An 18,097-nucleotide genomic window follows, 5' to 3' on the forward strand; every position below is an offset into this window, starting at 1 on the left:
TGCCTCACCACGTGTCAGACCCGGCCTGCGAGGGTAATGGCGAGGATTGATTCCTCCTTGTCTCATGTCGCACAGGGCTGGAATGATATTGATCGGAAAGAAAAATCATGTAAACGCCCGACAGGTGACACTTCCCATCTGTGCTGTCGGAAAAATCGGGTGAACGGAGGGGCGGCTGTGGACCCAGAAGTGGCCGCGCTCGCACAGAGCGCGGGGGTCACCTTGGTCACGTTGATGGCGACCGATGCGTGGCAGCACGCGAGGGACGGGATCATGCGGCTCTGGCGCCGTGCGCAACCTGAGAGCGCCGAGTCTGTCGCCGCCGAGTTGGAGGCCGGCCGCGAGGACGTGCTGGCCGCAGTGGTGGTGGACGATCAGGAGACCCTGGACGAACTGCGCCTTCAGTGGCAGGGAATGGTGCGGCGGCTGCTCGTGGCCCGGCCCGCCGCCGTCGAGGAACTGCGGGGTTTACTCGACCAACTCGATCCCGACGGCGCGACCGCCCGGCAGATCAGCCAGCACGCCACCGCGTCCGGTCAGGCCCGGGTCTACCAAGCGGGACGTGACCAGCACATCGCCGAGCGATGACGGGCGGGATGGGCGGGACGGACGGCCACGCCGAGGACCAGGGACGCGTCTACCAGTCGCGGGGCGACCAGCACATCAGCGAACACCACCACCACTACGGCGGTGACGGGCCGGAGCACGGCGGACCGGACTCGGTGCGACGCCCGGCGGTCGGCCGGCCCCCCGTCGCGCTGCGCGACCGCAGTGAGGTGATGGAACGCCTGCGGGCGAGCGTCGAGGCGGAGCGCGGCGGCCAGGTCTACGTGCTGTACGGCATGGGCGGCTCGGGCAAGACGGCGGTCGCCTGCGCTCTCTTCCAGGAGGTCACCGGAGAACGGGGAAGGGTGGGGCTGTGGGTGAACGCTTCAGACCGTGCGAGCCTGCGTGCCGGTATGCTCGCCGTCGCCGCCGACCGAGGGGCGGGTGACGGCGAACTGCTCGCCGCGCGCAACGGCCTCAGACCCGCCGCCGATCTGGTCTGGACGTACCTCGACCGTTCCGCCGAACCCTGGTTACTGGTCCTGGACAACACCGACGAGCCGGAGATCCTGCGGGACGGCAGCTGGCTGCGCACCAGCCCGCGCGGCATGGTTCTGGTGACCACCCGGCGCGCGGCGGCCCGCTGGTGGCCGGGTGCCGAGCTGCAACACATCGGCGTACTGCCACGGGAGGACGCCGCGCTCGTGCTGCGCGATCTCGCCCCGCACAGCGGTACGACAGAGCAGGCGGCGCGGGTCGCGGACCGGCTCGGGCGGCTGCCCCTCGCCCTCACCCTGGCGGGCGGCTTCCTCTCCCACCAGGTCATCGACCCCTGGACGATGGACGCCTACGAGGACCAACTCGACGGAGACGGGCGGGTCCAGCTGATCGACCGGGGCGCCGACGCGCTGTCCGAAGCGGACCCCCGGCACCTGGTCGGCCTCACCTGGCAGCTGACCCTCGACGCGTTCGAGAGGCGCGGACTGCCCGAAGCCGCGGCCCTGCTCAGGCTGCTGGCCCGGTTCGCCGCGGAGCCGCTGCCGCTGTCTCTGCTCAACCACGTCGACATCAGCACCGTACTGCCTCGTGCTCGCACCGAGACGGCCCTCAGAGCACTCCTCGACCAGTCCCTGTCCGAGCTGGTCGACGCCGCCGGCGCGCGCTGCGTACAGAGCCACGGCATTCTCCTCGACAGCGTCTCGGCGGCGACGCCTGCGGACCTGGTGCCAGTCCTCGACGCGACAGCCGTCCGGCTGCTCGACGCGGCCGTGCCCGCCGTACCCGACGCGGGGCCGCACGATCCGCGACTGCGCCTGCTGGTACCTCACGCGCTGGCCCTGCTGAGGCACATCGACGGGCCGTCCGCCGCCGACGCCCTGGCCGTCGCGACGCGGCTGTCGGTAGCCCTGCACCGGACCGGTGACTACCTCTCCGCCTGGGAGACCTCCCGCACCGCGGCGGACCTCGCACAGCGACACCTCGGTGGGGACCACCGCACGGTCCTCGCCGCCCGCTCCAGGGCAGGGCGGGCGCTGTTCCGGCTGGGCAGGTACCCCGAGGCCGATGCGGCACTGCGCGCAGTCCGGGACGCCCAGGAGCGTTTGTTCGGCGCCGACGACCGCGACACCACCGACACCGGCTATGGCCTCCAGCTCGTGCTGGCGAACCTCGGCAGACGTGAGGAATCCGTCGCGCTGCTCCGTGACACCGTGGCCGGGCGGTGCTCGGCGCTGGGCCCCGCGCATCCGCTGACCCTGCGGGCCCGTGCCAGCCTGCTGGAGATGCTGCCCGCTGCCGAAGTGGTCACCGAGGAGGGCGGCACACTTCTCACCCTGCCGTCGGAATGCGATCGCTCCCTCGGCCCGGACCACACCGTGACACTGGGCGCCCGGCACAACCATGCGTGGGCGCTGTACCTCCTGGGCCGCTTCGACGAGGCCGACAGTGAGATCCGGCAGGTCACAGAGGCGTATGCGCGGCGCTTCGGGCCGGACCACCCGATCGTGCTCGCGGCCCGGCAGCTCCTTTCCCGGACCCGGGTCGCACTCGGACGCGTGGATGAGGGGATCGAGCTGATGGCCGACGTCGTCGCACGGCGAGAACGCGGGCTGGGCCCCGAGCACCCCTTCACGCTGGCGGGTCGACAGCTCCTGGACGCGTACCGGTCGAGCCGATGACGCGATGGCTCGTGCCGCGACGGGGAGCAGCGGGATCAGTAGTGGTAGCGCGCCTTGAGGATCTTGACTTCCTTCTCGTCAACCCGGTAGACGAGCCGGTGCTCGTCGTCGATCCGGCGTGACCAGTAGCCGGACAGGTCGCCCTTGAGGGGCTCCGGCTTGCCGATGCCGCTGAAGGGGGTGCGCTGAATCTCTGCGATGAGCCGGGTGATCCTGCGGGCCATGGCGCGGTCCGAGCCGAGCCAGAACAGGAAGTCCTCCCATCCGGCCGGGTCGAAGTGGACACTCCTCACCCGTCACCCGCCAGGTCTTCCAGCTCGGCCATGGTCTTGGTGATCACGGCCTCGCCGGCCCTGTCCCGTGCGACGGCTTCCATGAGGCTGCGCGCGTTGGCGGGAGAGCGCAGGAGATAGACAGTCTCCTGCCAGGAGTCGTAGTCCTCGGCGGACATCAGTACCGCGTCGCCGTTCTTGGAGCTGATGCGCACCGGGGTGTGGTCGTCGTTGACGCGCTTGATGAGCGGGAAGAGGTCCTTACGGGCCTCGCTGGCGCTTATGGTCATCTGCGGCACCTCTTTCCTGGTGGTACTGGAAAACGGTACCGCACTGGTACGAGATTCTGGTACGAGCACGCGGGGCGCTCCTCGCCCGCGCGGTTGCTCGGCGAGGGCCCGGTCGAGAGGCCCCGGCGCTGAGGGCGCCCTCAGTGGGGCACCCTCAGCGTGTCATCTGCTCAGGCCCATCTACCCGAAGGGGATCCATGTCCGCCCGGCGTCGGAGGCGGAGTTCGCGGTGCTGAAAGAGCGCCATGACCTCCCCGCAGGGGATGCGGGATTCACCTGGATGATCGAACCGGGCGGGGAAAGCTTCGTCGTCTCCGCCGAGCCAGCGTGGCGCGAGGCGGCGCGCGAGTTCGAGGACCGAATTTCATAAGAGAGAGACGTCTGTTCCGGGTGGTCAGCTTGGCGGCGTCACACCGGCAGCTGTCTTGTCGACAGCCGTGGCGTCGCTGCGCAGCACCCCGTGGAGTACGGCAGCGTCGGCTGACGCGGCGGTGCCCTTGTTGCTCCCTGGTAGGGGGCCGGTCTGCCGAGCGGGCCCGGCGGGCGTTGTCCGAACAGCGCGAAACCGCTGCACCCGACACCGTCCACCCGGCAACGGCGGCGGGTGCGCCGCGCCGGGAGGATCACCATTCCGCCATTCGGGCTCGTACACTATAGTTATCGCGTAGCGGTGAGCTCCGTCAGCCAGGCCCGCCGCCCCGGAGTCTTTCGGGACCACGGACCACGATCAACTGCGTAGCCATCGGGGGGTTTCCATGCGCGTTCTGATCGTCGAAGACCAAGCTGACACCGCTGACGCGCTCCGGAGCGGACTCAGCGACCACGGGTTCGAGACAGAGATGGCGCACACCTGCCAGACGGCGCTGGAGCGTTACGCGGACGTGGACGCCGTCCTGTTGGACGTCGGCCTGCCGGACGGCAACGGCATGGACGTCTGCCGCACCATCCGCGCCTCCTCAAACGTCCCCATCATCATGGTCAGCGGACGGGATGACGAGTTCGACCGGGTGCTCGGCCTGCGGATGGGGGCCGACGACTATGTCGTGAAGCCGTGCGGCCTGCGTGAACTCATCGCCCGCATAGAGGCGGTGGTCCGGCGGGCCGTCGGCGGCTGGGCGCGGCTGGGCGGCGGATCGCGCGTCGTCGGCCCCCTCACCATCGACCTCAAGCAGCGCCGCGCCTTCATGGACGGTGTGGAGATCGTCTTCACCCGCAAGGAGTTCGACCTGCTCGTCCTGCTCACCGGGGAGCCGGGCAAGGTCTTCGACCGGGAGGCGATCATGCGGCACGTCTGGGGGCACCCCAGTGTGGGGGACACCCGGACGCTGGGCGTCCACATGGTCAGTCTGCGCCGGAAGCTCGGAGCGCCGGAACTGATCCAGACCGTGCGCGGTGTCGGCTTCCGCTTCGTCCTCTGAGCATCGCCGCTCACAGCGTTTCCCCACCGCACGGAGAGGCACACGTCGATGCTCCTGCCCCTGCTCGCTGCCGTTGCGTGTCTCGCCCTGGCGCTCCTGGGCGCCGCCTACCGAAGCTGGTGCGTGCGGCTGCTCGGCTCACTGAACGCGGTCACCAGGACCGTGAGCCAACTGGAGCGCGGCGAACCCGTGGAACTGCTGGCCGAACACACCGGGCCACCCCAGACCCGTGAACTGGTCGAGGCCGTCAACCGGATAGCCGCCACCGCCCAGGCCGTGGACGAGCGGTACCGCATGCTCCTGTCGGACATAGCCCACCAGCAGCGCACCACCCTCCATCTGCTCGGTATCCGCCTGGAGAGGCTGGCCGCCCAACTGCCGCCGCAGAGCGCTGACGTGCACCGGATGATCACCCAGGATGTGGAGCAGTTGAGCGCCACGGTCGTGGAGTTGAGGGCCGCTTCGACCGCCACCGTGAGTCCCCCCGTCGAGGTCGACGCCGCCGCCGTCGTCCGGGAACGGGCCGCCGCCTGGGCCGACGCCGCCGCCGAACGCGATCTGGTGCTCGGCGCCTCGCACGCGGGCGGCCGGGCGACCGTCCTGACCCGGAGCGGCACCCTGGAACGGGTGATGGACATCTTCCTCGACAACGCTGTCCGGATGTCCCGGCCCCGCGGCGCGCTGATCGTGCGTACCGCGGTGACCGACGGCCAGGTGCACATACGGGTGACCGACGAGGGCCCGGGGATGACCCCGAGGGAGCGGGAGCAGGCCATGCAACGGGGCGGGTCCGGCGGCGGGGCCGCCCGCTACGGCATCGGCGGGAACGAGGGCTGGGGGGTCGGGCTGTCCGTCGCCCACATGCTGGTCGCCTCCCAGGGCGGTGAGCTCACCCTGGAGAACGGCCCCGGCGGCCGGGGGCTGACGGTGCACGTGCGGTTCCCGCAGGTGACGTCGGCCGGAGCCCGCCCGCGCCACCCCCTGCCGCAGGGCCCGCCGGGCCCCGGTCAGCCGATGACGCCGCCGTCCACCCGGAGCACCGACCCGGTCACGTAGGACGCGTGCACCAGATAGGAGACGCCGTCGGCGACCTCCTCCGCCGTCCCGAACCGGCCCAGCGAGATCGAGGACAGCAGGCCGCCCCGGGTCTTCTCGGACAGTCCGCCGAGCATCTCGGTGTCGATGAAGCCCGGCGCGATCGCGTTGACCCGGATGCCGAACCGGCCCACTTCCTTGGCCAGGGAGCGGCTGAACCCGATGATGCCCGCCTTGGTGGCCGCGTAGTTGGTCTGGGTGGCGTTGCCGAGCACCCCGGACACCGAGGAGACGTTGACCACGCAGCCCGACTTGCGCTTCATCATGGGGAAGACGGCCGCGCGACACACGTTGTAGGTGCCGGTGAGGTTGACGTCGACGACGTCGTGCCAGTCGGCGTCGTCCAGACCGGCCAGGGGACCGTCCCGGACGATGCCCGCCGACGTCACGACCGCTTGCAGCGGGCCCAGTTCCTGCTCGGTCCGCGCCACCCAGTCCTGGACGGCGCCCCGCTCGACGACATCGGCGCGGGAACCGACGGCGCGTCCGCCGAGTGCCGACGCCTCCTTCTCCAGCGTCCGGGCGTCGTCGCCGCCGGACCGGTGGCAGAAGGCCACGTCGAAGCCGTCCCGCACCAGACGGAGGACGACGGCCCGGCCGATGCCGCGCGAACCGCCGGTCACCAGGGCGACGGGGCGGGACTGCTCAGTGATCTGCATACGTGTCTCCTGGTGGCGACTGGGGCGACCGGTGGCGTCTGTAACAGGCAGGGAAGGGGCCGTGTCCCGCCCGGACGGGCCGGGCGGGACACGGGCGGGACAGCACGGTCCGGGCCCGCCGCCGCACCGGCGGGCCCGGACCGGGGAGCGGACGCGGACCGAAACCGGGGGCCCGGTTCCGCCCGTGTCCGCGGGCGGGGCGTGACCCGGCCCGCGCGTACCGGGGTCAGGGTCCGGCGACGCGCAGCAGGGCGGCGGCGGCCATGCCGCCCGGGTCGACCGAGGTGATCACGGCGGTCCGCCCCGCCGAGGACGGGTCGTGCTCGGCCAGGCCGAGGACCGAGGCGATCTGGAACGCCGAGGACGCCGAGTGGGTCTCGCCGATCAGGTCCGCCACCGGCGGGAGCACCGTGTCGGAGCCGAACACCTCGGTCAGCAGAGCGAGTTCGGCCCGGCCGGCCGCGTCGGCGGCACCCGAGGGGGACACCGCCCAGACCTGGTCCGGTTTCTCCTCGGCAGCGGACAGGACCCCCTCCAGGCAGCGCCCCACGGCGGTGCGCCAGTCGTCGTCGACGACCATCCGGGTCCGTACGGAGAGCACCGACGCGAGCGGCCGGGTGCCGGGCGCCGGCTCCATGCCCAGCAGGAAGATCGCACAACCCTCGCCGAGCACGGGGCCGCCCTCGCCCTCGGGCCGCCCGTGGTGCTCCACCCAGGACCGGGCCGGGGAGAACTCCTCGGCCGCCCCGCAGAGCACCTGCCGGGCCCGTCCGGCCAGCAGCAGCCGCCGTGCGTAGGTCAGCCCGACCATGCCGGTCGGCCGGCCCGCGGCGATCGTGCTGTTCGGGCCGCGCAGGCCGTACCAGATGGCGCAGCGGCCGGCCGCGCCGTTCATCACCGCGTAGGGAATCGTCGCGGGCTCCACGTGGTAGGGCTGGGCGCCGGTCAGGGAACTGTGGGTGATCTCCATCGAGCTCTGCAGACTGCCCGCCGTGGTGCCCAGCACCAGCGCGACGTCGTCGGCACCGCCCTGCGGATGGTCGACCTCGTCCAGCACATGGCCGACCGTCGTGATGGTCAGTCCGGTCACCCGGTTCATCATCCGCGTGCCCTTGCGGCCCAGACTCTCCCGGACGTCGAAGCCGGGGACCACACAGCCGTGCGTGGGGGGCACCTGCCACGTGTCGGGGTCCAGCGGCCCGCTCGTCGGCCGGCGTTCGGCGATCCCGGCGGTGAACGCCGGCCGCCCGATCCCGAACGGCGAGGTCGCCGACCATGTGCTGATCACCGGATACGGCATGCCGCTCACCGCGCCTCCTTGTCGTGACGGCCGAGCACGACCACGGAGTTGTTGCCGCCGAAGGCGAGACCGTTGTTCTGCACGATCCGCAGGTCCGCCGGGACCGACTCGTTGGGCACGCAGTCGATCTCGCACTCCGGGTCGGTCTCGACGTGGTTGATCGTCGGCGGGATGAAACCGTGGGTGATCGCCAGCGAGCAGGCGATGGTGGCCAGCGCGCTCGCCGCGCCCATGGCATGGCCCAGCATCGACTTCAGCGAGATGGTGCGGGGCGGCAGATCGTCGTAGACCTGGCGGATCGCGCGCGACTCGGTCGTGTCGTTGGCCCGGGTGCCGGTGCCGTGCGCCGAGATCAGATCGACCTCGTGGGGGGCCACCCCCGCGTTCTCCAGCGCCGAGGTCATACAGCGCGCGACGCTGGACTGGTCGGGGACGGCCGGGTGGTGCGCGTCGCAGCTCAGTCCGTACCCGAGGACCTCGGCGTAGATCCGCGCGTCACGGGCGAGCGCCGACTCCAGGCTCTCCAGCATCACCACCCCGGCGCCCTCGCTGTTCAGCAGGCCCCGCCGGTCCTTGTCGAAGGGCCGGCACACATCGGGGGCGACCGTGCCCAGCCGGTAGAACGAGACGAAGTTCTTCAGGCAGACGGCGTCGGCCCCGCCGCACAGGGCGAAGTCGGCGTCGCCGACCCGGATCGCGTCGAAGCCGTTGCCCACGGAGTAGTTGCCCGCCGAGCAGGCGGTGCCCAGGGTGAGGGCCTCGACGTCCGTGAGGGAGAACTCCCGGGCCACCGCCGCGGACAGCCCCTGCACGCCGAGCCGTCGCGCCAGCGCGCGGTTCACCGCCTTCGGATCGCCGGTGATCCGCTGCGCCACCAGGGTGTCGGCGTCCCGGGACTCCCCGTCGGTGGTGCCGATGGAGATCTGGCCGCGCAGCCCGCGCAGATCCGCGTCGGTGAGCCCGGCGTCCTCCACCGCCATACGGGCGGCCGCCACGGAGAACTGGGTGGCCCGGCCCAGTGTCTCCACCGGAGTGTGGTGGATCCATTTCTCCGGCTCGAACGCGGCCACCTCGCAGCCGTTGGCGTATTCGAAACCGGTGGTGTCGAAAGCCGTGATCGGTGCCACGCGGCTGCGTCCGACACGCAGTCCCTCGGTGAACTCAGCGACACCCGTTCCTATGCTGGAGAAAACCCCGAGCCCGGTGATGACAACGCGTTGGGACGCCGGCCTGCGGTCAGCTCGGGAAAGAGCTGAATTCATGAGTACCCCTCATGGGTCGATTCCGGTTCCTTTTGAGGTGCGCCCCGGTGGGGACGCCGGCCGCTACCGGGTCTTCGTGCCGGCCTTCGCCTTCGCCTCGGACAGCACCTCGTAGATCCCTTCGAGGTTCACCATGCGCTTCATCTCCGCCTGCTCGATGGAGACTTGGAGGGCCACCTCGATGGAGGCCAGGATCTCGATGGACCGCAGGGAGTCGGCGTCGTGCTCCTCGGCCAGCAGGCTGGTCTCCGTGACCTCCTCGGGTTCCACCTCCAGAATGTCGCAGACGATGTTCTTCACGAGCGTGCGGGTCGCTGCGTCGATGACGGGCACGATGCCTCCAATGAGGAAAGAGAGGGAATGAGAGGGAATCCGCCCTACCAGCTTTCCGGTCCGGCAGGGGGCGGGCAAGGTGCCCACTTCTAAGATTGCGCGAAATCCGAAGGGGCGGATGTCCGGTTCACTGCGGCGGATTTCCGTGCTTTCGGGACGGCAGTTCGGCGTGCTTGTCGGCCAGCATCGTCAGCGCGCGGATCAGCACCTCACGGGTGGCCGCCGGTTCGATGACGTCGTCCACCAGCCCGCGTTCGGCCGCGTAGTAGGGGTGCATCAGCTCGTCCCGGTACGCCTTGACCATCTCCGCCCGTACGGCGTCGGGGTCGTCCGCCTCGGCGATCTGCCGGCGGAAGATCACGTTGGCCGCGCCCTCCGCCCCCATCACGGCGATCTCGTTGCTCGGCCAGGCGAAGGTGAGGTCGGCGCCGATGGACCGGGAGTCCATGACGATGTACGCCCCGCCGTACGCCTTGCGCAGGATCAGGGACACCCGGGGCACCGTGGCGTTGCAGTAGGCGTACAGCAGCTTGGCGCCGCGCCGGATGATGCCGTTGTGCTCCTGGTCCACGCCGGGCAGGAACCCCGGTACGTCCAGCAGCGTGACCAGCGGAATGTTGAAGGCATCGCACATCTGGACGAAGCGGGCGCCCTTCTCCGAGGTGTCGATGTCCAGCACCCCGGCCATGGACTGCGGCTGGTTGGCCACGATCCCCACCACCTGGCCGCCCAGCCGGGCCAGCGCGCAGATCAGATTGCCCGCCCAGCGCTCGTGGACCTCGAAGCAGTCGCCGTCGTCGACGATCTCCTCGATGACCCGGCGCATGTCGTAGGGCGTGCCGCCGTCCAGCGGGACCAGGTCCGCCAGCTTCTCGCAGCGCCGGTCCGGCGGGTCGTCGCTGGGGACGGACGCCGGGTGCTCGCGGTTGTTCTGCGGCAGCAGCGACAGCAGATAGCGCACGTCCTCCAGACAGGACTGCTCGTCCGCGTGCGCGAAATGCGCCACGCCCGAGGTCGAGCTGTGCACATCGGCGCCCCCGAGCCCGTTCTGGGTGATCTCCTCGCCGGTCACCGCCTTCACCACGTCGGGCCCGGTGATGAACATCTGGGACGTCTCACGGACCATGAACACGAAGTCCGTCAGCGCCGGACTGTAGGCCGCGCCGCCCGCGCAGGGACCGAGCATCACGCTGATCTGCGGGATCACCCCGGAGGCCCGGGTGTTGCGCTGGAAGATCCCGCCGTAGCCGGCGAGCGCGCCGACCCCCTCCTGGATGCGCGCTCCCGCACCGTCGTTGAGGGACACCAGCGGCGCGCCCGCCGCGAGGGCCATGTCCATGATCTTGTGGATCTTCGCGGCGTGCGCCTCGCCGAGCGCGCCGCCGAAGATCCGGAAGTCGTGGGCGTAGACGAAGACCGTCCGGCCGTGCACCGTGCCCCAGCCCGTCACCACCCCGTCGGTGTACGGCCTCTTCGTCTCCAGCCCGAACCCGGTCGAGCGGTGCCGGCGAAAGGCCTCCACCTCGGTGAAGGAGCCCTCGTCGAGCAGCAGGTCGATCCGCTCGCGCACGGTCAGCTTGCCCTTGGCCCGCTGGGCCGCCGTCGCCCGCTCCCCGGGCCCGTCCAGGACCGACTGCTTCAACGCGGCCAGTTCCGCGATCCGGTGGTGCAGCTCCGTCGGCGGGGCGCTCATCGGCCCCGCCCCAGGACGGCCACATGGGCGGTGTCCGACCGGGGGTCGGTGTCGCACAGCACGAGGGTGTCGTACTCCTCGCGCCACCGCGTCCAGTGTTCGGCCAGAGCCGTCCAGACGCTCGTGCAGTAGCTGCCGGGCGGCACCCGGTGACAGTCGACGCCCGAGGGCAGGGCAGCGGGGTCGGTCCACGGGCCCGCCACCACCAGCGGACGGGGAGCCCCCGCCGTCAGCGCGGTGAGCCGCGGTCCGAGCAGTGCGGCGTCGCGCAGCCGGGCGACGGAGGAGACCTCGCCGAAGCCGGTCCCGCTGTCGAACAGCAGCAGGACGCCCGAGTCGCGCAGCGGGACACCGTCGTGCACCACGGGGTCGTGGGCCGGCAGCGTGGTCTGCTCCAGCACCGCCAGCAGGAACGCGGAGGAAGCGCCGGTCCGCTCGTGCGCCGCCCCGATGCGCAGCGCGGTGAACGCCGCGCCGAGACCCTGCTCGGTGACCGAGAAGCACTGGTCCGCCCGCCCGCCGGTCAGCAGGCCCAGGTAGGCCGAGACCGAGCGGACCGGGTTGAGATCGGGCAGCGCGGCGGCCAGCACCACCAGGTCGGGCCGGACGTCTTCGGCCGCGAGCCGCCCCACGAGCAGGTCCGCCATCAGGGTGTGGCTGGCCTGGCCGCCCGCCCGCAGCAGGTCCTCGTCCAGTTTGCCGCCGAAGAGTTCGACCAGGTCGCGGTGGTAGCGCAGGACGGTCTGATTCGGCTCGTAGGGGGCGCCGGGGGGTGTCACCACAGCGCCGGCGTGAAGTCGCAGAGGCACGGTTACCGGCCCTCCCTTTCCGTTGTCGCGGTGAAGACCATGGCGGTGAACGTCGAGCCGATCCCCGTGGCCAGGAACAGATAGGTGCGGCCCGGCACCAGACGGCCCTCGTCCCGCAGGGTGACGTAGTTGACCATCAGGTCGGCCGTCAGACAGTGGCTGTAGCGGGGGATGTTCTCCAGATAGAGCTTGTCCGGTGGCCAGCCCAGGGCCTCGACGATCCCGCCCCAGAACGTCCGGTTGGGATGCGTGGGGATCACGAGGTCGATGTCGTCGAACGTGCACCCCGCCGACTCGACCGCCTCCCGGACCAGTTCGGCCATGACGCCGGGGCGCTGCTCGCCCGCCACCCGGTGCTGCTCCGCCGTCATCTCCACACCGGCGGCGTACTCGCCGAAGGTCCGCACCGCGAAGGAGCGCACGGGGTCGCCGGGTCCGTTCCACGACAGCAGACAGGCGCCCGCGGCCTCGCCGATGACACAGGAGTTGAAGATGATCTGCAGGTCCCGGGTGAAGACCTTCTCGCCGGTCAGCACCAGCGCCCTCGCCTCCGGATCGCCGTCGGCCTGGAGCAGCCGTCCGGCGACGTCGATGGCCGAGACCGTGCCGGCGCAGTTCTGCTGGGTCAGCGCGAAGGCCGTGGCGTGTTCCAGACCCAGCATCGTGAGCATCTCCTGCACAGGGTCCACCGTGGACGGACCCGTGTGCGGCACGGCGTGCGGATACACCACGTACCGCACCGAGCCCGGGTCGACGCCCGCGAGCACCTTCCGCGCGGGCGGCAGCACCAGGTCGTACAGGCTCAGCTCGGGGTCGTACCGCAACTGGTCGAGGCCGTGGATGCTGCGGAACAGATGGACCTGGGCCGGGCTCAGGCCGAAGGCCTCGGCCCGTTCCTCCACGGTGGTCGTGCGTTCCGGCAGGAAGATCTCGACGGCGTCCATAGTGAGCGTGCCGCTCAGCATGACGGCTCCTCTCCGGTGTCCATGGCGTACAGGCAGGCCAGCAGCGTGCGTGCCTGGACGTTGATGTAGTGGGCGTGCCGGACCAGCCAGGTCAGCTGGCCCGCCGTCACCCAGCGAAAGCCCTCCGGCGGCACCAGCGGGGCCTCGTCCTCCGTCGCCTCCACCACCAGGTAGCGGCTCTCGGCGTCGAGGAAACGCCCGCCCTCCTCCGAGTGCACGGCGCGGTAGCGGATCCGCTCCGGCCCCGCGGACAGCACCGTGTCCAGGAAGCGCGGCCGTCGCTCGGGCGGCAGATGGGCGACGTTGCCCGGCCCGCACTGCACGGTCGGCCCCAGTTCCACCGTGTCCAGGAACCCGCCCTCGACCTTGGCGTGCGCCAGATAGTGCGGCACTCCGCCGATGAGCCGGGTCAGGAACGCGGTGACGCCGAGGCCGCGCGGCGCGAACAACGGCTGCGTCCACGAGGTGACCTCGCGGTTGCCCGCCCGCACCGCCACGGCCACGACGTCGAAGTACCGCTCGTGCTCGTGCCGGATCCGGGTCTCCTCCCGCACCCAGCCCCGCACCCCCGACAGCGGGATCAGCTCGGCCGCCACGTCGTGCCGTGACCGCTCCCCGGTGATCCAGGACAGAAGTTCGGTGTCGGAGTGCAGCGCCTCCTGCGCGGGAGCCGGGACGGGCAGACAGGACAGGACGGTCCGCGAATCCATGTTGACCAGGTTGTCCTGGCGCAGCAGGGCGTGGATCTGCCCCAGCGTCAGCCAGCGGAAGTCCTCGTGCGGCTCCACCGCGCCGTCCGTCTCCACGATCAGGTTGCGGTTGGCCTTGCGGTAGAACCAGGAGCCGTGCTCGGACTGGAGCGTGTCGGCGACGACCCGCTCGGGCCGCAGGAAGTGCTCCAGGTACCGCACGGGCGCCCCCCGGTGCACCCGGGTGTAGTTGCTGCGGGTGGCCTGCACGGTGGGGGAGAGCTGGAGCAGGTTGGGGTTGCCCGGCTCCATCTTGGCCTGCATCAGGAAGTGCAGCACCCCGCCGAACTCCTTGGCGAGGATGCCGAGGATGCCCACCTCGGGCTGCTCGATCACGGGCTGCTCCCACTCGGCCGCGGACGGGCCGCCGACCCGGGCCCTGAGCCCCCGGACCGTGAAGAACCGCCCGCTGCGGTGTCCGAGGTCGCCCGTGCCCGGGTCGAACGACCAGGCGTCGAGCCGGGTGAAGGGGATGCGCTCCACCTCGAAGCGATGCGCGCGCCTGCGGTCGGCCAGCCAGCCGGGGATGTCCTCGCCACGGAGGTCCTCGCCCTCCGTGGCGGCGGCGGACCGGGCGAGCCGGCCGGGCAGTGCGGCGTCGTCCCTCGGGCGCGGTAGGACGAGCACGGGGCTCGCCGTGTGCCGGGTCATGGATCGCTACCTCTCCGTTCGGTGGTGTTCCAGGGCCAGGGAGGCCGCGTAACCGTCCAGCACGCCGCGGTAGTAGTGCGGCCCGAAGCCCAGGGCCACCTCGGGGACGAGGCGGCGCAGCCGGTCGACGCCGACCGTGCACCCTGAGCCGGTGTCCTGGAGCTCCCGCCGGCAGACCAGCCCGAGCCGCTCTTCGAGGAAGTCGACGACGGCCGCGACCGGCACGGCCGTGCCCGACGCCACGTTGACGACCGTGTCCTTGAGATCCAGAGCCAGCAGCCGGTCGACGACGGTGACCACGTCGGCCACGCCGATCAGGTCCCGGGTGGCGCGCAGATGGACCTGCACCAGGCCCTCGCGCAGCTGCCGCACCAGCGTCGGCAGCAGCTGGTGCGACGGCTGCCCCGGCCCGACGACATGGCTCAGCCGCAGCACCAGGTGGTCGGCCCCACAGGTGCGCAGCCGCTGCTCCAGGGCGAGTTTGTGGCGCGCGTACGGGGTGCTCGGAACGACCCGCGCGTCCTCCCGGCCCGGTCCGTCGCAGGTGCCGTACATGCCGGTGGAAGCCGTGGAGAAGAACAGCAGACGCCGGCCGGAGGCCCGGCACGCGTCGATCGTCTCCTCCAGGAGCCGCTCCTCCCGGGCGAACTCCTCGGGGGCCGTCGTGCTCGCCAGGGAGACCCCGGCGGCCAGGATCACCGTCTCCGGGTGCCGTTCGGCGACCGGGGCCAGGTTGCGGGCGAGGAAGCCCCGGCCCACCACGGTGCCCGCCGTCGCACGGCCCGCGCTCATGAAGCCGACCTCGCACGGTCCTTCACGGCCTTCCACCAGTCCGGGTTGTCGCGGTACCAGGCGACCGTGGCCGCGAGGCCCACGTCGATGCCGATGCGCGGTACGAAGCCCAGCTCCTCGCGGATCTTCCCGGCGTCGAGGGAGTAACGCAGGTCGTGGCCCTTGCGGTCGGCGACCCGCCGGATCATCGACCGGTCGCCGCCGCACAGGTCGAGCAGCCGCTCGGTGAGGGCCAGGTTCGTCAGCTCGCTGCCGCCGCCGATGTTGTAGACCTCCCCGGCGCCGCCACCGGTGAGCACCGTGTGCAGGGCCCGGCAGTGGTCGTCCACGTGCAGCCACTCGCGCACGTTGCCGCCGTCCCCGTACAGTGGGACCGGGCGGCCCTCCATGAGGTTCGTGACGAACAGCGGGACGACCTTCTCCGGGTGCTGGCGCGGGCCGTAGTTGTTGGAGCAGCGGGTCACGGACACATGCAGTCCGTGGGTGCGCCAGGCGGCGCGGGCCATCAGGTCGGAGGCCGCCTTGGAGGCGGCGTAGGGCGAGTTGGGCAGCAGCGGGCTCTCCTCGGTCCACGAGCCCTCGGCGATGGAGCCGTACACCTCGTCCGTGGACACGTGCACCATCCGCGGCACCCCCGTGGCCCGGCACGCGTCGAGCAGGCTCTGGGTGCCGGAGACGTTCGTCCGGACGAACTCCGCCGCGGACAGCAGCGACCGGTCGACGTGGGACTCGGCGGCGAAGTGCACCACCGCGTCGTGGCCGGGCAGGACGTCGAGCAGCAGCGGCAGGTCGCAGATGTCGCCCTCGACGAAGTCGAGGCGGTCGTGGGCGGCGGGCAGGCTCGCGCGGTTGCCCGCGTACGTCAGCTTGTCGACCACCGTGACCCGGACGCCCTCGGTCCCCGGGTACATGCCCTCCAGCAGACGGCGGACGTAGGCCGAGCCGATGAAGCCCGCCCCGCCCGTGACGAGGATCCTCATGAGTACTCCGTTCCGGAAAGGGATGGACGGGCGGGCGCGAGGCCGAGACCTGCGCGGTGCAGCACCTCGGCCAGCAGGTCCGCCTGGAGCAGCGAGGCCTCCTCGGCCCGGCCGACCGGCAGGGGACGCGCACCGGTGCCGGCCGCGCGCACGGCGCGGGCGAACCCCCGCACGGTGTTGGTCACCTGGTCGTCCGGACCGAGGACGATCTCCCGGGTCCCGGTCCGGTCCGCGACGCGCAGCACCGGGCGGTGGCCGGCCGGCGGGGTGAACGCGTGCTCCACCGTGACGCCGCCCTCACTGCCCCAGAGCGCGTACGACGAGCGGTAGGCGTGGTCCAGGCCGAACTCCAGGTGGCCGCCGACGCCGTCCGCGGTGCGCAGCAGCACGCTGCCGGCGGTGTCCACCTGCCGCCCGTAGCGGTCCCGGGTCAGCACCGCCCCCGCGACGCGCAGCCCGGCCCCCAGGAAGTGGACGGCGGCCCGTACCGGGTACACGCCGACGTCCCACAGCGCGCCGCCGCCCAGCTCCGGGACCAGCCGGATGTCACCGTCGGGGCGGCGGGGCACCGCGAACGCCGCGTGGAAGGAACGCAGTTCACCGATCAGGCCGTCGGCCACCAGCCGGCGCACGGCCGTGTGCTGCGCATGGTGGACGAACATCACGTTCTCCCACAGCACCAGCCCGCGCCGGCGCGCCAGCGCGAACAGGGCGCGGCTGCGCTCCGGATCGGTGGTCAGCGGCTTCTCCGCGAGGACGTGCTTGCCCGCGCGCAGGGCCGCCTCCACCCACGCGGCGTGCAGCGCCACGGGCAGCGGGACGTACACCGCGTCGACGTCCGGCAGCGTGACCAGCTCCGCGTAGTCGGCCACCACCCGGCAGCCGTACGGCATCGCGGTCCGCGCCGCCGTCTCCACGTCGCGGCTGGCGACGGCGGCGATCTCCGTGTCCTCGAGAGCCGCCAGGGCGGGCAGCATCCGGCGGCGCGCGATGTCCGCGCAGCCCAGGACGCCGACGCGGACGGGGGACGGCACGGCTACCCCGCCACTTGGACGTGGCTGTGGTCACCGATCACCAGCCGCTGACGGTCGCCGTCGTCCGTGACCGGGCCGACCACCGCGAAGCGCCCGATGACCGATCCGTGCAGCCTGCCGACCTGGTGGATCTCCGCGCCGTCGAGCACGATCGAGTAGTCGAGGCGCGAGCCGGTCAGCGCGCAGTCGCGGCCCGCCGAGGTGTGCGGACCGATCACGCAGTCCTCCACCCGGGTCCCCGCCCCGATGATCGCCGGACCCTCGATCCTGGACCGCACCACCACGGCGCCCGGCTCCACGACGACCGCCCCGCTCAGTTCGCTGGCCTCGTCCACCTCGCCGTCGATCCGCCGCACCAGGCCGTCGAGGAGCTTGCGGTTGCACTCCAGGACGTCGTCGATGCGGCCGGTGTCCTTCCAGTAGCCGTGGTACCGGCCGGCCCGCACCTCGGCGCCGTCGGTCACCAGCCACTGGATCGCGTCGGTGATCTCCAGCTCGCCCCGGTCGCTGGGCTCGATCGCGGCGATCGCCCGGTGGATGCCGGGCGTGAAGAAGTACACGCCGGTCAGGGCGAGGTCGCTGCGCGCCTGCCGGGGCTTCTCCACCAGCCGGCCGACCGTTCCGTCGGGGTTCAGCTCCACCACCCCGAAGGCGGACGGGTCGGCCACCTTGTGCACGACGACATGCGCGGCGGGACGCACCCGCGCGAACTCCTCGGCCGCCTCCGCCACGCCCCCGACGAGCATGCAGTCGCCGAGGTACATCACGAAGTCGTCGTCGCCGAGGAAGTCCCGGGCGACGGACACGCAGTGGGCGAGCCCGCGTGGCTTGTCCTGCCGCAGATAGGTCAGCCGGGCGCCCAGCCGTGAGCCGTCGCCGAGCGCCGCGGTGATCTCTGGCTCCCATTCGCCGACGACGACGCCGATGTCGGTGACGCCGATCGCGACGATGTTCTCCAGGACGTGTTCGAGGACCGGCTTGTTGGCGACCGGGATGAGCTGCTTGGGCATGGAGTGGCTGAACGGTCGCAGGCGGGTGCCCGCCCCGCCCGACAGCACCAGGGCTTTCATGG

Annotated in this window: 18 protein-coding genes; 4 read left to right on the forward strand and 14 right to left on the reverse strand. The window is 71.5% G+C overall.

Features of this window, described 5'->3' with window-relative positions; translation table 11 throughout:
- The first annotated feature begins 177 nt into the window (after window positions 1–177).
- Window positions 178–588, forward strand: coding sequence for a hypothetical protein (locus AQJ58_RS04220; protein WP_067244832.1), 411 nt, complete (start codon window positions 178–180; stop codon window positions 586–588).
- Complete coding sequence (locus tag AQJ58_RS04225) at window positions 585–2,723, forward strand: tetratricopeptide repeat protein (protein ID WP_067244835.1); 2,139 nt, start codon at window positions 585–587, stop codon at window positions 2,721–2,723. The genes AQJ58_RS04220 and AQJ58_RS04225 overlap by 4 nt, the downstream gene beginning before the upstream one ends.
- Before the next feature lie 35 nt (window positions 2,724–2,758).
- Here AQJ58_RS04225 and AQJ58_RS04230 read toward each other — a convergent pair whose 3' ends face one another.
- Together AQJ58_RS04230 and AQJ58_RS04235 are read right to left on the reverse strand one after the other, a co-directional pair.
- On the reverse strand, window positions 2,759–3,016 hold the full coding sequence (locus AQJ58_RS04230) for a Txe/YoeB family addiction module toxin (RefSeq protein ID WP_067244836.1): 258 nt from the start codon (window positions 3,014–3,016) through the stop codon (window positions 2,759–2,761).
- The gene (locus AQJ58_RS04235) at window positions 3,013–3,285 is read right to left on the reverse strand and encodes a type II toxin-antitoxin system Phd/YefM family antitoxin (RefSeq protein ID WP_067244838.1); all 273 of its coding nucleotides are present in this window, start codon (window positions 3,283–3,285) and stop codon (window positions 3,013–3,015) included. The genes AQJ58_RS04230 and AQJ58_RS04235 overlap by 4 nt, the downstream gene beginning before the upstream one ends.
- Window positions 3,286–4,040: 755 nt before the next feature.
- Between AQJ58_RS04235 and AQJ58_RS04240 the strand changes: the two genes are divergently transcribed.
- On the forward strand, window positions 4,041–4,703 hold the full coding sequence (locus AQJ58_RS04240) for a response regulator transcription factor (protein WP_067244840.1): 663 nt from the start codon (window positions 4,041–4,043) through the stop codon (window positions 4,701–4,703).
- A 48-nt stretch (window positions 4,704–4,751) separates the two neighbouring features.
- The gene (locus tag AQJ58_RS04245) at window positions 4,752–5,759 is read left to right on the forward strand and encodes a sensor histidine kinase (RefSeq protein ID WP_067244841.1); all 1,008 of its coding nucleotides are present in this window, start codon (window positions 4,752–4,754) and stop codon (window positions 5,757–5,759) included.
- Here AQJ58_RS04245 and fabG read toward each other — a convergent pair.
- The 12 genes from fabG to AQJ58_RS04305 all read right to left on the reverse strand — a co-directional run bounded on the left by fabG (window position 5,711) and on the right by AQJ58_RS04305 (window position 18,095).
- The gene (fabG, locus tag AQJ58_RS04250; protein ID WP_067245768.1) at window positions 5,711–6,451 is read right to left on the reverse strand and encodes a 3-oxoacyl-ACP reductase FabG; all 741 of its coding nucleotides are present in this window, start codon (window positions 6,449–6,451) and stop codon (window positions 5,711–5,713) included. The two genes, AQJ58_RS04245 and fabG, sit on opposite strands and share 49 nt — an antisense overlap.
- 232 nt (window positions 6,452–6,683) lie before the next feature.
- Window positions 6,684–7,757, reverse strand: a complete 1,074-nt coding sequence (locus AQJ58_RS04255; RefSeq protein ID WP_067245771.1) for a beta-ketoacyl synthase N-terminal-like domain-containing protein — start codon at window positions 7,755–7,757, stop codon at window positions 6,684–6,686.
- Between the two features lie 5 nt (window positions 7,758–7,762).
- A complete protein-coding gene (locus tag AQJ58_RS04260) occupies window positions 7,763–9,019 on the reverse strand; it encodes a beta-ketoacyl-[acyl-carrier-protein] synthase family protein (RefSeq protein WP_067244843.1) in 1,257 nt (418 codons plus the stop codon).
- 63 nt (window positions 9,020–9,082) lie between these two features.
- A complete protein-coding gene (locus AQJ58_RS04265; RefSeq protein ID WP_067244845.1) occupies window positions 9,083–9,352 on the reverse strand; it encodes an acyl carrier protein in 270 nt (89 codons plus the stop codon).
- A gap of 127 nt (window positions 9,353–9,479) precedes the next feature.
- Complete coding sequence (locus tag AQJ58_RS04270; protein WP_067244848.1) at window positions 9,480–11,045, reverse strand: acyl-CoA carboxylase subunit beta; 1,566 nt, start codon at window positions 11,043–11,045, stop codon at window positions 9,480–9,482.
- Entirely contained in the window at window positions 11,042–11,854 is an 813-nt protein-coding gene (locus AQJ58_RS04275) for a hypothetical protein (protein ID WP_067244850.1), read from the reverse strand. Before AQJ58_RS04275 ends, AQJ58_RS04270 begins: the two co-directional genes overlap by 4 nt.
- A 2-nt stretch (window positions 11,855–11,856) precedes the next feature.
- Window positions 11,857–12,819 carry a 3-oxoacyl-ACP synthase III family protein gene (locus tag AQJ58_RS04280; RefSeq protein WP_079078686.1) on the reverse strand — a complete coding sequence of 321 codons (963 nt, stop codon included), beginning with the start codon at window positions 12,817–12,819 and terminating at the stop codon, window positions 11,857–11,859.
- On the reverse strand, window positions 12,813–14,219 hold the full coding sequence (locus AQJ58_RS04285; protein WP_067244852.1) for an NDP-hexose 2,3-dehydratase family protein: 1,407 nt from the start codon (window positions 14,217–14,219) through the stop codon (window positions 12,813–12,815). The genes AQJ58_RS04280 and AQJ58_RS04285 overlap by 7 nt, the downstream gene beginning before the upstream one ends.
- A 6-nt stretch (window positions 14,220–14,225) precedes the next feature.
- A complete protein-coding gene (locus AQJ58_RS04290) occupies window positions 14,226–15,011 on the reverse strand; it encodes an NAD-dependent epimerase/dehydratase family protein (protein WP_067244854.1) in 786 nt (261 codons plus the stop codon).
- On the reverse strand, window positions 15,008–15,991 hold the full coding sequence (gene rfbB, locus AQJ58_RS04295; RefSeq protein WP_067244856.1) for a dTDP-glucose 4,6-dehydratase: 984 nt from the start codon (window positions 15,989–15,991) through the stop codon (window positions 15,008–15,010). The genes AQJ58_RS04290 and rfbB overlap by 4 nt, the downstream gene beginning before the upstream one ends.
- A complete protein-coding gene (locus AQJ58_RS04300) occupies window positions 15,988–17,025 on the reverse strand; it encodes a Gfo/Idh/MocA family protein (protein ID WP_067244857.1) in 1,038 nt (345 codons plus the stop codon). The genes rfbB and AQJ58_RS04300 overlap by 4 nt, the downstream gene beginning before the upstream one ends.
- 2 nt (window positions 17,026–17,027) lie before the next feature.
- Entirely contained in the window at window positions 17,028–18,095 is a 1,068-nt protein-coding gene (locus tag AQJ58_RS04305) for a glucose-1-phosphate thymidylyltransferase (RefSeq protein ID WP_067244859.1), read from the reverse strand.
- Window positions 18,096–18,097: the final 2 nt, after the last annotated feature.

Source organism: Streptomyces sp. DSM 15324, from assembly GCF_001514285.1.
GTDB lineage: Bacteria > Actinomycetota > Actinomycetes > Streptomycetales > Streptomycetaceae > Streptomyces.